Here is a 13,951-nt window from a genome sequence, read left to right on the forward strand (position 1 = left end):
GGGCCACGGGTCCGCGTGACAACCGAACCGAGAATCCCAGGAGGTGACATGGCCGACACTCTCACCGGTGCCGAGGAGCAGGCTGTGGAGAGCGCCGCGCACGCGGCCCGGCTCGACCATGTGTCCAAGGCCTTCGGCGGGCCCGGCGGCCGGCAGCTCGTCCTGGACGACATCACGCTCGATGTCGCGCCCGGCGAGTTCGTCTGCCTCCTGGGCGCCTCGGGCTGCGGCAAGTCGACGCTGCTGAACCTGGTCGCCGGACTCGACAAGCCGTCCGCCGGGAGCATCGCGACTCCCGGCGGCCGGCCGGCCCTGATGTTCCAGGAGCACGCGCTCTTCCCGTGGCTGACGGCGGGCAAGAACATCGAGCTGGCGCTGCGGTTGCGCGGCCTGCCGCGCGAGGAGCGGCGCCCGGAGGCCGAACGGCTGCTGTCGCTGGTGCGGCTCGGCGGCGCGTACGGCAAGCGGGTGCACGAGCTGTCCGGCGGCATGCGGCAGCGCGTCGCGCTGGCCCGGGCGCTCGCCCAGGACAGCCGGCTGCTGCTGATGGACGAGCCGTTCGCGGCGCTGGACGCCATCACGCGGGACGTGCTGCACGACGAGCTGACCCGGATCTGGTCCGAGACCGGCCTGTCGGTGCTGTTCGTGACGCACAACGTGCGCGAGGCGGTGCGGCTGGCCGAGCGGGTCGTGCTGCTGTCCTCCCGGCCGGGCCGGATCAACCGCGAGTGGCGGATCGGCATACCGCAACCGCGGCGGATCGAGGACGCGGCCGTGGCGGACCTGTCCGTCGAGATCACCGAGGAACTGCGTGGGGAGATCCGTCGCCATGGCCAGCACTGAGACAGAGCCGACGCCCGGGCCGGGCGCGCAGGACACCGCGGGCCCGCTGGACAAGACCGCGGACCCGGCACAGGGCACGCTGCAGGACAGGACGCCGAACAAGCCCCGGCGGTCCGGCGAGAACGACCTGTCGGGCCTGGAAGCGGGCCTGGACGCGCTGGACGCGGTCGTGGTCGAGCGGACGACCGTACGCCAGGTGCTGGTCAAGAAGGTGCTGCCGCCGGTCCTGGCGGTGGTGCTCGTCCTCGTGGTGTGGCAGCTGGCGGTGTGGGGACACCTCGCCGATCAGACGAAGCTGCCGAGCCCCTCCGCGGTGGCCGACGAGCTGAAGGCGCGGTGGCAGGCGGGCGACCTCTTCCAGATCATCTGGACCAGCGTGTCGCACGGCCTGCTCGGCTTCGCCGCCGCGCTGGTCATCGGCACCCCGCTGGGCCTGGTGGTGGCGCGGGTGCCGTTCGTGCGGGCGGCGATCGGGCCGATCCTGTCCGGGCTGCAGTCGCTGCCGTCGGTGGCGTGGGTGCCGGCCGCGGTGATCTGGCTGGGCCTGAACAACTCCACGATGTACGCGGTGATCCTGCTCGGCGCGGTGCCGTCCATCGCCAACGGCCTGGTGGCCGGCATCGACCAGGTGCCGCCGCTCTACCTGCGGGCGGGCCGCACCATCGGCGCGACCGGGCTGCGCGGGGCGTGGTACATCCTGCTGCCCGCCGCGCTGCCGGGCTACGTGGCCGGGCTCAAGCAGGGCTGGGCCTTCTCCTGGCGGTCGCTGATGGCCGCCGAGCTGATCGCGTCCTCCCCGGACCTCGGGGTCGGACTCGGCCGCTACCTGGAGAACATGCGGGAGGCCTCCGACATGGCGGGCGTCTTCCTCGGCATCCTGATGATCCTGGTCGTCGGCATCGCGATCGACCTGCTCATCTTCAGCCCGCTGGAGCGCTGGGTGCTGCGCTCGCGCGGCCTGACCGCACAGAACCAGTGACCGTCCTCCCCGGCCCGAGCCGGCCGCCGCTGCTCGTCATCGCCCACGGCTCGCGCGACCCGCGGCACGCCGCGACCGTGCACGCCCTGACGCGACGGGTGGCGGCGGCCAGGCCCGGGCTGCGGGTGGACACCGCCTTCCTCGACTTCAACGCCCCGTCCGTCCCGCAGGCCGTCAGCCGGCTCGCGGCCGACGGCGTGCGGGACGCGGTGGCACTGCCGCTGCTGCTGACCCGGGCCTTCCACGCCAAGACCGACATCCCCGCGGTGCTGCGCGACTCCACGGCCGCGCTGCCGGGCCTGCGGCTGCGCACCGCTGACGTGCTGGGGCCGTCGCCGCTGCTGACCGCCGCGCTGGAGCGGCGGCTGTCCGAGGCGGGCCTGGAGCCCGCCGACCGCCCGTCGACCGGCCTGGTGCTGGCGTCGGCGGGCTCCACCGATCCGGAGGCGGGCGCGGTGATCGCAGCCGTCGCGCGGGAGTGGCGGCACACCGGATGGTGCGCCGTGCGACCCGCGTTCGCCTCCGCCGCCCTGCCCCGAACCGAAGACGCGGTGCGGGCGCTGCGGGCCGTCCCGGGAGTGCGGCAGGTCGCGGTCGCGCCGTACGTCATCGCGCCGGGCTTCCTGCCGGACCGCATCGCGCGGGGGGCGCGGGAGGCGGGCGCCGACCTGCTGGCGCCGGTGCTGGGCGACGCCCCCGAGCTGGCCGCGCTGCTGCTGCGCCGCTACGACCGGGCGCGGCGGCCGGCCGCCGCCGGGCAGCTGCTGTCGGCCTGAGGGCCCCCGCCTTCCCGAGCCCCACGCCCCTCGCGCGCTTTCCCGAGCCCTCCCGAGCGCGCCCCGCCCCTCCCCCGCCCCTCCCGAGCCTTCGACGCCGCCTCCCGGCCTGCGTCTTCCGGCGTTCGGTGTAAGGGGCACACATGTCGCGGTGGTGGGGTTAGCCCCACCCTCAAGGGGGAGACCGCCCTCCCCGAAGTCACCGGTCAGCCGGATGGGTGGGGTCCTTGCAGGCCCGTAGCGTCATCGGTGGACGGAGCGGCACCCGCCGCCACCCGACACGGACCTACGAACCCGACACCTGACAAGGGGGACACCGTGAGTCGCGGACGCGCACACGGCAGCAGGATGGGAATAGCGGCGGCCATGGGCGCCTGGAGCGCCCGGCACCGCTGGGCGGCGGTGGGCGCCTGGCTGCTCCTGGTCGTCCTCGCGGTCTTCGCGGGCCAGGCGGCGGGCCGGGTCGACGTGGACGAGGACCGCTCGATGGCCGGCGAGGTCAACCAGGCCGCCACCATCAACGACGACGCGGGCCTGAAGTCGCCGGCCGGCGAGATGGTGCTCGTCCAGGCCGAGGGCGGCACGGTCAAGGCCACCGACCCGGCCTTCCGGGCCGCGGTCGGCGATGTCGTCACCGCGGTCAAGGGCACCGGCCAGGTCACCGCGGTCACCACGCCGTACGAAACGAAGTCGATCTCCGCGGACGGGCGTTCGGCGCTCGTGCGGTTCGACATGCTCGGCGACGAGAAGACCGCGGGCGACCGGGTCCAGCCCGTCATGGACGCGGTGCGGAAGGTGCAGGCGCAGCACTCCGGCCTGCGCATCGAGGAGTTCGGCGACGCCAGCGCGAACAAGGTGCTGGACGACGCCTTCGGCACGGACTTCAAGACGGCCGAGTATTCGGCCGTGCCGCTCGCGCTGGGCATCCTGCTGATCGCCTTCGGCGCGCTCGTCGCCGCGCTGCTGCCGGTACTGCTGGCCATGACGGCCTTCGTCGCGGCCGGCGGGGTGGTGGCGCTGGTCAGCCACTGGGTGCCGATGAGCGACACCGCCAACTCGGTGATGCTGCTGGTGGGCCTCGCGGTGGGCGTCGACTACTGCCTGTTCTACCTGCGCCGGGAGCGCGAGGAGCGGGCAGCGGGGCGCGACGCCGAGACCGCGCTGAAGATCGCCGCGGCCACGTCCGGCCGGGCGGTGCTGATCTCCGGCATCACCGTGATCGTGGCCATGGCGGGCATGCTCTTCACCGGCATCGGCGACTTCGAGGCAATGGGCGTCGCCACCATGATCGTGGTCGCCCTCGCGATGGTCGGCTCGGTCACCGTGCTGCCCGCGCTGATGTCGCTGCTCGGCCACCGGGTCGAGAAGGGCCGCATCCCCTTCCTGAACCGGGGCCGCAAGCAGGCCGCCGGCCGCCCGGCCGCCCCCCGCACCAGCCGCGCGTGGCGGACCGTGCTGCGCCCGGTGCTGCGGCACCCCAAGGCGGCCACCGTCATCGCCGCCGGCGCGCTGCTGGTCGTCGCGCTGCCCGCGTTCGGCATGAAGACCGCGAACCTGTCGATGCAGCAGGAGTTGGGCGACGGCCTGCCGATCATCCAGACCTACGAGCACATCGACGCCGCCTTCCCCGGCGGCCCGGCACCCGCCCAGGTCGTGGTCAAGGCCGCCGACATCGACGCGCCCGCCGTCAAGAAGGCCATCGCCGCCTTCCAGGCCGAGGCCGTGTCCTCCGGCGCCAGCAAGGGCCCGGTGACCGTCACCGTGCACGGCCCGCAGAACGTCGCCCGGATCGACGTGCCGCTGGCCGGCGGGAGCGACCGCGCCAAGGCCGAGGCGAACGTGCGGACGCTGCGCGACCACGTGCGGCCCGACACCCTCGGCAAGATCCCCGGGGTCCAGGCGCCGATCACCGGTGAGACGGCCGGCTCGATGGACTTCACCCACAAGATCACCAGCAGCGTGCCGCCGGTCTTCGCCTTCGTGACCGTCTTCGCCTTCCTGCTGATGCTGCTGTCCTTCCGGTCGCTGACCATCGCGATCACCGCGATCGTGCTCAACCTGCTGTCGGTGGGCGCCGCGTACGGCATCCTCACCGCGGTCTTCCAGCACGGCTGGGGCGCCTCGCTGGTCGGCGCGCACGGCACCGGCGCGGTCGTGGCCTGGCTGCCGCTCTTCCTCTTCGTGATCCTCTTCGGGCTGAGCATGGACTACCACGTCTTCGTGGTCTCCCGGATCCGCGAGGCCCGTACCCGCGGCCTGTCCACCAAGGCCGCGATCGAGCACGGCATCACCACCACCGCGGGTGTCGTCACCAGCGCCGCCGTCATCATGGTCGCGGTCTTCGCGATCTTCGGGACGCTGTCGATGCAGAGCATGAAGCAGATGGGCGTCGGCCTGGCCTTCGCGGTGCTGATCGACGCCACCGTGATCCGCGGGGTGCTGCTGCCGGCCGTCATGACGCTGCTGGGCGACCGCAACTGGTACCTGCCCCGCTGGATGAACCGGCTGCCGGACATGACCCACGACGAGTCCGCGCTGCCGCAGCCGCCCGCCGCCGAGCCGCACCGGGTGCCGCAGCTGGCCGGCACCGACGGCCCCCGCTGACCTGCGCTCCCGCACCGCGGTCGCGGTGCGGGAGCCCCCGCCGGAAGCGCCGACGCGCCCCCGTACCGAGCCGGTACGGGGGCGCTGTCAGTGGTCGCGGTTACGGTGGGAGACATGACCGTACGGGAGAGCAGCGCAAGCGGAACGACAATCGCCTCGGCGACCGCGCCGGCGGCAGCGGCGCCCGGCGCCGCGGAGGTCGAGCGCGGTCTCGAGCAGCACCGCGTGGAGCTGACCGGGTACTGCTACCGGATGCTGGGGTCGGCCTTCGAGGCCGAGGACGCGGTGCAGGAGACCCTGGTGCGGGCCTGGCGGGGCGCCGACCGCTTCGAGGGCCGGTCCTCGCTGCGGTCCTGGCTGTACCGCATCGCGACCAACGTGTGCCTGGACAGCCTCGACGCGGGCAAGCGCCGGGCCCGCCCGATGGACCTGTCGCCCGCCTCGCACGCCGACGCGGTGCTGCCCGACCCGACGTCCGACGGGATGTGGGTCGAGCCCGCGCCCGACGGCCGGGTGGTGCCCGAGGGCGGTGACCCGGCGGACGTGGTCGTCAGCCGGGAGAGCGTGCGGCTGGCGTTCGTCGCCGCGCTCCAGCTGCTGCCGCCGCGGCAGCGCGCAGTGCTGATCCTGCGCGAGGTGCTGGCGTGGAAGGCCAGCGAGACCGCCGAGCTGCTCGGCACGAGCGTGCCGTCGGTCAACAGCGCGCTGCAGCGCGCCCGCGCCACCCTCGCCGAGGCCGGCGCCTCCACGAAGGCGGACACCCGCGCGGCCGGGCTCGACGAGCAGCGCGAGGCCCTGCTGGAGCGCTACGTCGACGCCTTCGAGCGCTACGACCTCCAGGCCCTGACCACGCTGCTGCACGAGGACGCGGTCCTGAACATGCCGCCCTTCCCGATGTGGGTGCAGGGCCACGACGACATACGGGAGTTCATGGGCACGGTCGGCGCGGGGTGCGCGGGCTCGCGCATGGTGCCGGTCGCGGCCAGCGGCCTGCCCGGCTTCGCGCAGTACCGCCCCACGCCGGAGGGCGGTTACCGGGCGTTCGCACTCCAGGTCATCGAGATGTCGGGCGACCGGATCACCACGATGACGTCGTACCACGACGCCGACCGCCTCTTCCCGCTCTTCGGCCTCCCGCTGGAGCTGCCGGGCGATTCGCGCGGCTGAGAGCCGCCAGGGGTGGTTTCCGGTCGCCGCCGGGTACGTATTCTCAGCAGTTCGGCGGCAAAGGGGCGCGAAGTGCGGGCGCCGGAGTGCAAGACTTGCCCTGGGTCGCAACACCGGTGATGCCGGTGGCATATGCGGCGGGCGGCCGGCGGTGGCTGCCCGCGGGGCGGAGCGCGGAGGGTCGGGGCATGGCGGACGCGGTGTTCTCGCAGGATCGGGCACGGGCGGTGCTGGACGCCGCGGGGCATCCGAACGCCGACTTGATCTCCTTCGGCGAGAACGCCGTCTTCGCCGCCGGGCGGCTGGTCATCAAGGTCGGCCGCGGCGCCGACCTGCTGGACCGCGCCCGCCGCGAGGTGCGCACCGCCGACTGGCTGGCCAAGCACGACGTGCCCGCGGTGCGCTCGGCGGAGTCCGAGGTACGGCTCGTCGAGGGCCACCCCATCACCTACTGGCAGCGGCTGCCGGAGTCGCTGCGCCCCGCCGAGCCCGCGGACGTCGCGCCGCTGCTGCGCCGCGTCCACGCCCTGCCCGAGCCGGACTTCGGCCTGCCGCCACGCGACCTGCTGGGCGGCGTCGAACGCTGGCTGCGGCTCGCGGGCGACGCGATCGACCCCGCCGACGCGGCCTTCCTGCGCGCCCGCCGCGACCGCTACGCCGCCGAGGTCGCCGACCTGGTGCCGACGCTGCCGCGCGGCCCGATCCACGGCGACGCGCTGCCGCGCAACGTCCACATCGGACCGGACGGCCCGGTCCTGGTCGACCTCGAGACCTTCTCCTCCGACCTGCGCGAGCACGACCTCGTCGTGCACACCCTCGACCGCGACCGCTACGGCGTCTCCCCCGCCGCCTATGCCGCCTTCACCGCCGCGTACGGCTGGGACGTCGCCGAGTGGGACGGCAGCGAAGCGCTCCGCGGGGCGCGCGAGACCGCGGGGTGCGCGTGGGTCGCGCAGCACGCCACCGCGAACGCCGCCGCGGGCATCGAATTCCGCCGCCGCGTCGCCTCCCTCCGCGCCGGCGACCCGACCGTCCGCTGGTTCTCCTTCTGACCTTCCCCCCTGCGAGGCGCTGCGGCTGCGCCGCGGGGCCCTCTCAGGCTGCGCTGCGCCGCCGGTACTCCAGGGGCGCGTGGGGAGACCTCCCGGGCGAAGCCCCGGGGGAGGACCGAACTGCCCCTTCGGGCCGGTGACGGCCCGCGCCCCCTTGTGGTCACCCGGCCCCGCACGTGCATCCTCATGGACCTAATCTTATCAGGGGTGTAAAGATTAAGGCCGGGCCCGCCCCCGGGCCGACCGGGGGCACGGGAGAGGGGATCCGTCATGCCCAAAAAACCCGCAGCACAGTTGCTGCTCCTGACCGGCGTCGAGCTGATCGTCTTTCTGGACTCGTCCGTCACCAACCTGGCGATGCCCGACATCGCCACCGCACTCACCCTGAGTGTGGCCACCCTCGTCTGGGTCAGCAGCGCCTACCAGGTGACCTTCGGCGGCTTCCAGCTGGGCGCCGGCCGCAGCACCGACCGGCTCGGCCGGCGGCTGATGTTCCGCACCGGGCTCGCGGTCTTCACCGCGGCCTCGCTGCTCGCCGGCCTCGCCGGCAACGGCACCGAGCTGATCGCCGCACGCGCGGTGCAGGGGATCGGCGCCGCGATCCTGATCCCCGCCGAACTCGCCCTGCTCACCGCGGTGTTCACCGAGCCGGAGGCGTACCGGCGGGCGTTCGGGGTGTGGAGCGCGATGGGCGCGGTCGGCGCGGCGACCGGGGTCGCGGTCGGCGGGGTGATCGTCTCGGGGCTCGGCTGGCGCTGGGTCTTCCTGGTCAACGTGCCGATCGGGGTGCTGGGCCTGCTGGCGAGCGGCCCGCTGCTGCCGCCCGACGGCATCGACCTGCGGGCGGTGCGGCGCCGCGAACTCGACCTGCCGGGCATGGTGACCGGCACCGCGAGCCTGCTGCTGCTGGTGTACGTGGCGACCAAGGGCGCCGAGGGCTCGCTGGACGCCCCGCACCGGATGCTGGCCGGGCTCGCGGTGCTGCTCGGGGTGGCCTTCGTGGTCGTGGAGCGGCGGGCGAGGACGCCGGTGCTGCCCTTCCGGATCTTCCGGGTGCGCAACATCACCGGCTCGGTGCTGGCCAACTTCCTGGTCGGCGCCGCGCATGTGCCGGTCTTCGTCTTCCTGTCGCTGTACTTCCAGGAGGTGCACGGCTACTCGGCCGCCGCCTCGGGTCTCGCGGTGCTGCCGCTGGCGCTCGCGGCCATCCCGGTGGCCCGGCTGGTGCTGCCGCGGGTCCTGAAGGCCGCGGGGCCGCGGGTGGTGCTGGCCGGCGGGACGGCGCTGCTGACGGTGGCACTGCTGCTGCTCTCCCGGATCCCGGCGCACGCCGACTACGTGACGGACTTCCTGCCCGCCGCGCTGGTCTTCGCCGTCGCGCTGCCCGCGTGCTTCGTGGGCTCCACGCTGCCCGCCATGCGCGCGGCGGGCCCCGCCGAGACGGGTGTCGTCTCCGGTGTGGTCAACACCGCGCAGCGGCTCGGCGCGGGCCTGGGCGTGGCGGTGCTGGCCGCGGTCGCCAACTCGCGGGCGTCCCACCACCGCGGCGGCAGCCCCGCGGACGCGCTCAACGCGGGCTTCCACAGCGCCTTCCTGGGGGCCGCGGGCCTGGCCGCGCTCGGCGTGGTGGTGGCGCTGCTGGCCGTCGGCCCGCTCCCGGAACCGGACGCGGCGGCGGAGGGCGGCACCGGGGACGTACCGGCGGGGAATCCCGGACCGCGCCCCGCCACCACCGGCCCGGCCGACGACGCGGCGCCCACCGCCGGCTGACCGCCCCGCCGGGGACCGGCGGACGGCCCCTGCGCACCACGCCGCGCCCGCCGGGGACCGGCGGACGGCCCCCGCGCACCGCACCACGCCCGCCGCGGAACCCGTCGCAGGGCCCGGAGCGCTTCCCCGGGGCAGCCGGCCGCCGGTGGCCGCCGCGGCGCAGGACGCCCCCTGCGGAACGCGCCGCTCAGGCTGCCATGTGCAGCGGCCACTCCCCGGGGATCGCGGCGGCCGCGGCGTCCCGGCGGCGCAGCCACGCCGTGAAGTCCTCGGCCCATGCCGCGTACCAGCCGCTCTGCGCGTGCTGGAGCTCCCACAGGTCGGCGTCGGCGGCCTCCGGGAAGCGGACGGCGAGGGCGCGGGCGACACGGACGGCGGCGAGGGCGTCGGCGCCCGCGTCGTGCGCGTCGTCCAGCGTCACCCCGTAGACCGCGCAGGCGGCCTCCAGGGTGCGCTTGCCGCGGCGGTAGCGGTCCAGGGCGCGGTCGATGACGAGCGGATCCACCACCGGGCCCGGCCGCCCGCCCGGCGCGACCAGCGGCGGCAGCGCGTACCGCCGCAACTCGGCGTCCAGCAGGGAGAGGTCGAAGGGCGCGTTGTAGACGACCACCGGGACCTGCGCGGCCCAGAAGCCCCGGATCGCGTCGGCGACCTCGGCGGCCACCTCCGGCGCGGGGCGGCCCTCGGCGACGGCGCGGGCCGTGCTTACCCCGTGGATGGCCGTGGTCTCCGGCGGTATCGGCACCCCGGGGTCCGCGAGCCAGGCGCGGTGCCGCACCGGCTGGCCGTCCTTCACCTCGGTGAGCGCCGCGGTGACGATACGCGCCTGCCGCGGATCCGTCCCCGTGGTCTCCAGGTCGAAGCCGACCAGCAGATCCTCATGCCAAGCCATGGCGAAAGTCCCCTTCCCGCCCCGTTGTCCCCCGGTGTGCCCTGCCATCATCGCGTGCCCCACTGACACTCCCCCGCCCGCCCGCACCGGACGGCGCCGTCCGGGCGTGGTACGGGCGGGGCTCAGGAGACGGGCCGGGCGTCGGCCCAGATGCCCTCGAACTCCTCGCGGTAGACGTCGAAGAGCCCGGCCTCGAAGGACCGGTCGTCGGCGACGACCCGGCGCGACCGGCCGCGCAGCACCATCACCGGCACCTCCATGCCGCGGGCCCGCCGCAGGTAGGACTGGACGACGGCGAGGCCGTCGCCGCTGTCCCCGTCGACGAGGTAGGCGGTGAAGCGCGGGGTCTCGTCGAAGACCTGGATCTCGAAGGCGCCGGGGTCGCGCAGCCGGGAGCGCACCCGGCGCATGTGCATGATGTTCATCTCGACCGAGCGGGCCATCTCGCCGCGCCCGAGGCCGAGTTCCCGCTCCCGGCGGCGCACCGCGCTGCTCGCGGGGTTGAGGAAGAGCAGCCGCACCCGGCAGCCGTCCTCGGCGAGCCGGATGAGCCGCCGTCCGGAGTAGTTCTGCACCAGCAGGTTGAGGCCGATGCCCACCGCGTCCAGCCGCCGCGCCCCGGCGAAGAGGTCCTCGACGGGCAGCTGCCGCTGCAGACGCACCCGGTCGGCGTAGACCCCGACGACGTCCGAGAAGCGGTCGGCGACCAGCTCCTCCACGGCGTCCACCGGCAGCCGCTGCGCGGCGGCGCGCCCCGTGCCGGCGCCGAGCAGCTCCAGCAGCCGGGCGCACGCCCGCTCGGCCTGGTCCAGGACGGTGCGCGACAGGGCCCGGTTGCGGGAGACGACGTGCCGGGCCACCTCCAGCTCGTCGAGGGCGAGTTCGAGGTCGCGGCGGTCGTCGAAGTAGGGCTCGAAGCACGGCCAGTGCTGGACGACCAGCTCGCGCAACTGCGGCAGGGTCAGAAAGCTCAGGACGTTGTCGTCGGCCGGGTCGAGCAGGTAGCCCTTGCGGCGGCTGACCTCGTGGACGGCCACGGCCCGCTGCACCCATTCGTGCCCGGCCGGGCCCGCGGCGGCGACGACCCACTCCTCGCCGTGCACGGGCTCGTAGATCGGCCGCAGCACCGCGTTGACGACGGCCCGCAGCCGCTGCTCGACCAGGTTCAGCCACACGTAGGCGCGGCCGGCGCGCCGGGCGCGGGTGCGGACCTCCGCCCAGGCGTCGGCACCCCAGTCGAGTTCCGCTCCGATCTCCATGGGCTGGGCGAGGGTGACCGCGGCCGGCCCGTCCTCCACAGTGGTGTCCTGCCGGTCACCCTGCTCACCGCCTCCCGGGAGCATCAGACCTCCGGACGTCACCACTTCACCGCCTCCCACCCCCGTCCACGATCAAGGAAGGGTACTGCGGTGCGGGGGCCGTCGCAGCAGTATCGACCCTACTTGACTACTACCGGACAACCCCATCACTCGTACGGTCGCAGCCGGTTGTGGCTGTGTCACCCTCAGGTGGGACGGGATGCGAAGATGACGCTTCGTCACCGCACCGCACCGCACACAGTCAACCGCATCGCCACCGCCACCGCAGCCGGGAAGGACCGCGGGGTACGAGGACCAGGTGGCCGGGCGCGCCTGCCCGGCCGGGAAAACGGACAGAACGGAAGAGTCTCGACATGCAAGTCTGGCCGGGTCAGTCCTACCCCCTCGGAGCGACCTTCGACGGGGCGGGCACCAACTTCGCCGTCTTCTCCGAGGTGGCCTCGCGCATCGAGCTGTGCCTGCTGCACGACGACGGCTCGGAGACCGCCGTGGAGCTGCGCGAGGCGGACGCCTTCGTCCGGCACGCGTACCTCCCCGGGGTGATGCCGGGCCAGCGGTACGGCTTCCGGGTGCACGGCCCGTACGAGCCGGCCCGCGGCGACCGCTGCAACTCCGCGAAGCTGCTGCTCGACCCGTACGCCAAGGCGATGAGCGGCGAGATCGACTGGGACGAGGCGGTGTACGGCTACCGCTTCGGCCAGCCCGACTCGCGCAACGACCTCGACTCGGCCCCGCACACCATGTCCTCGGTCGTGGTGAACCCGTACTTCGACTGGGCCGACGACCGGCCGCCGCGCATCGACTACCACCGCACCGTCATCTACGAGGCCCACGTCAAGGGCCTGACGATGACCCATCCGGGCCTGCCGGAGGAGATCCGCGGCACGTACGCGGCCCTCGCGCACCCGGCCGTGATCGGCCATCTGGTGGAACTCGGCGTGACGACCCTGGAGCTGATGCCGGTGCACCAGTTCATCCAGGACCACCGACTGGTCGACGCGGGGCTGGCGAACTACTGGGGTTACAACACGATCGGGTTCTTCGCGCCGCACCACGCGTACTGCTCGCTGGGTGACCGCGGGCAGCAGGTGCTGGAGTTCAAGACCGCGGTGCGCGCGCTGCACCGGGCGGGCATCGAGGTCATCCTCGACGTGGTCTACAACCACACCGCGGAGGGCAGCCACCTCGGGCCCACGCTGTCGCTGCGCGGCCTGGACAACGCCTCCTACTACCGGCTCGCCGACAACCGGCGCTACTACATGGACACCACCGGCACCGGGAATTCGCTGCTGATGCGCAGCCCGCACGTGCTCCAGCTGATCATGGACTCGCTGCGCTACTGGGTCACCGAGATGCACGTCGACGGCTTCCGCTTCGACCTCGCCGCGACGCTGGCCCGGCAGTTCCACGAGGTCGACCGGCTGTCGTCGTTCTTCGACCTGGTCCAGCAGGACCCGGTGGTCTCCCAGGTCAAGCTGATCGCCGAGCCGTGGGACGTCGGCGAGGGCGGCTACCAGGTCGGCAACTTCCCGCCGCTGTGGACGGAGTGGAACGGCAAATTCCGCGACACCGTACGCGACCTGTGGCGCGGCGAGAGCGCGACGCTCGCCGAGTTCGGCTCCCGGCTCACCGGCTCCTCCGACCTCTACCAGGACGACGGGCGCCGCCCGCTGGCCTCCATCAACTTCGTCACCTGCCACGACGGCTTCACGCTGCGCGACCTGGTCTCGTACGACGAGAAGCACAACGAGGCCAACGGCGAGAACAACAGCGACGGCGAGAGCTTCAACCGTTCCTGGAACTGCGGCGCCGAGGGGCCCACCGACGACCGCCGCGTCAACGCGCTGCGGCAGCGGCAGATGCGCAACTTCGTCGCGACGCTCATGCTCTCGCAGGGCGTGCCGATGCTCTCGCACGGCGACGAGTTCGGCCGCACGCAGCGCGGCAACAACAACGCGTACTGCCAGGACAACGAGCTGGCCTGGATCGCCTGGCCCGGCAAGGCGGGCAGTGCCGCCGAGAACAAGGAGACGGACGAGGCGCACCGGATGCACGAGTTCGTGCGGCGGATGGTGTGGCTGCGCCGCGACCACGCCGTCTTCCGCCGCCGCCGCTTCTTCCACGGGCGCCCCGTGGAGGGCACCCACGACGAGCTCTCCGACATCGCGTGGTTCACCGCGGAAGGCACCCAGATGACCCAGCGCGAATGGCAGGCCGCGCACGCCCGCTCGCTGGTCGTCTTCCTCAACGGCAACGCGATCTCCGAGCCGGGCCCGCGCGGCGAACGGGTGACCGACGACTCCTTCCTCCTGATGTTCAACGCGGCCCCCAGCGCCCAGGAATTCCAGGTCCCCGCCCACCACGGCAAGGAATGGCAGCTCATCGTCGACACGGAACGCCCGGACGGCGTCCCGCCGGGCACGGGCGAGCGGGTCGCCGCGGGCGACCGCATCCTGCTGGCGGACCGCAGCCTCGTCGTCCTCCAGCGCCCGGCGGACTGACCAGCCGGCCGGGACCTTCCCTCTCGTCGTGGGAGGTCCGGGGTGGCG

At 73.7% G+C, this 13,951-nt stretch carries 10 protein-coding genes; 8 read left to right on the forward strand and 2 right to left on the reverse strand.

Annotated elements, in window-relative coordinates:
* Positions 1–48 precede the first annotated feature (48 nt).
* The 7 genes from IH54_RS0103875 (at position 49) to IH54_RS0103905 (ending at position 9,191) form a co-directional block, all read left to right on the forward strand.
* Complete coding sequence (locus tag IH54_RS0103875; protein WP_031512843.1) at positions 49–843, forward strand: ABC transporter ATP-binding protein; 795 nt, start codon at positions 49–51, stop codon at positions 841–843.
* Positions 830–1,822, forward strand: a complete 993-nt coding sequence (locus tag IH54_RS0103880; RefSeq protein WP_078861918.1) for an ABC transporter permease — start codon at positions 830–832, stop codon at positions 1,820–1,822. Before IH54_RS0103875 ends, IH54_RS0103880 begins: the two co-directional genes overlap by 14 nt.
* Entirely contained in the window at positions 1,819–2,598 is a 780-nt protein-coding gene (locus IH54_RS0103885) for a sirohydrochlorin chelatase (protein ID WP_031512845.1), read from the forward strand. The genes IH54_RS0103880 and IH54_RS0103885 overlap by 4 nt, the downstream gene beginning before the upstream one ends.
* A 348-nt stretch (positions 2,599–2,946) precedes the next feature.
* The gene (locus IH54_RS0103890; protein ID WP_031512846.1) at positions 2,947–5,202 is read left to right on the forward strand and encodes an MMPL family transporter; all 2,256 of its coding nucleotides are present in this window, start codon (positions 2,947–2,949) and stop codon (positions 5,200–5,202) included.
* A gap of 114 nt (positions 5,203–5,316) precedes the next feature.
* Positions 5,317–6,369, forward strand: a complete 1,053-nt coding sequence (locus IH54_RS0103895; RefSeq protein WP_078861920.1) for a sigma-70 family RNA polymerase sigma factor — start codon at positions 5,317–5,319, stop codon at positions 6,367–6,369.
* 188 nt (positions 6,370–6,557) lie between these two features.
* Entirely contained in the window at positions 6,558–7,421 is an 864-nt protein-coding gene (locus IH54_RS0103900) for an aminoglycoside phosphotransferase family protein (RefSeq protein WP_031512848.1), read from the forward strand.
* A gap of 270 nt (positions 7,422–7,691) precedes the next feature.
* On the forward strand, positions 7,692–9,191 hold the full coding sequence (locus tag IH54_RS0103905; RefSeq protein ID WP_078861921.1) for an MFS transporter: 1,500 nt from the start codon (positions 7,692–7,694) through the stop codon (positions 9,189–9,191).
* A gap of 187 nt (positions 9,192–9,378) precedes the next feature.
* Here the strand turns inward: IH54_RS0103905 and IH54_RS0103910 are convergent, their stop codons facing one another.
* Positions 9,379–10,083 carry an exonuclease domain-containing protein gene (locus IH54_RS0103910; protein ID WP_031512850.1) on the reverse strand — a complete coding sequence of 235 codons (705 nt, stop codon included), beginning with the start codon at positions 10,081–10,083 and terminating at the stop codon, positions 9,379–9,381.
* Positions 10,084–10,205: 122 nt separating this feature from the next.
* Positions 10,206–11,426: an SAV2148 family HEPN domain-containing protein gene (locus IH54_RS0103915; RefSeq protein ID WP_052397047.1), complete on the reverse strand. Its 1,221-nt coding sequence runs from the start codon at positions 11,424–11,426 to the stop codon at positions 10,206–10,208.
* A 329-nt stretch (positions 11,427–11,755) separates the two neighbouring features.
* Here IH54_RS0103915 and glgX point away from each other — a divergent pair, with 329 nt between their 5' ends.
* Positions 11,756–13,903, forward strand: coding sequence for a glycogen debranching protein GlgX (glgX, locus tag IH54_RS0103920; RefSeq protein WP_031512852.1), 2,148 nt, complete (start codon positions 11,756–11,758; stop codon positions 13,901–13,903).
* Positions 13,904–13,951 lie beyond the last annotated feature (48 nt).

The organism is Streptomyces sp. NRRL F-5123, from assembly GCF_000721495.1.
In the GTDB taxonomy this organism is placed as follows: Bacteria; Actinomycetota; Actinomycetes; order Streptomycetales; family Streptomycetaceae; genus Actinacidiphila.

Excerpts from the sequence above, each read along its gene's own strand:
- IH54_RS0103875 (WP_031512843.1), top strand. The coding sequence starts at position 49 with ATGGCCGACACTCTCACCGGTGCCGAGGAGCAGGCTGTGGAGAGCGCC.
- glgX (WP_031512852.1), top strand. The coding sequence starts at position 11,756 with ATGCAAGTCTGGCCGGGTCAGTCCTACCCCCTCGGAGCGACCTTCGAC.
- IH54_RS0103900 (WP_031512848.1), top strand. The coding sequence starts at position 6,558 with ATGGCGGACGCGGTGTTCTCGCAGGATCGGGCACGGGCGGTGCTGGAC.
- IH54_RS0103910 (WP_031512850.1), bottom strand. The coding sequence starts at position 10,083 with ATGGCTTGGCATGAGGATCTGCTGGTCGGCTTCGACCTGGAGACCACG.
- IH54_RS0103880 (WP_078861918.1), top strand. The coding sequence starts at position 830 with ATGGCCAGCACTGAGACAGAGCCGACGCCCGGGCCGGGCGCGCAGGAC.
- IH54_RS0103895 (WP_078861920.1), top strand. The coding sequence starts at position 5,317 with ATGACCGTACGGGAGAGCAGCGCAAGCGGAACGACAATCGCCTCGGCG.
- IH54_RS0103905 (WP_078861921.1), top strand. The coding sequence starts at position 7,692 with ATGCCCAAAAAACCCGCAGCACAGTTGCTGCTCCTGACCGGCGTCGAG.
- IH54_RS0103890 (WP_031512846.1), top strand. The coding sequence starts at position 2,947 with ATGGGAATAGCGGCGGCCATGGGCGCCTGGAGCGCCCGGCACCGCTGG.
- IH54_RS0103915 (WP_052397047.1), bottom strand. The coding sequence starts at position 11,426 with ATGCTCCCGGGAGGCGGTGAGCAGGGTGACCGGCAGGACACCACTGTG.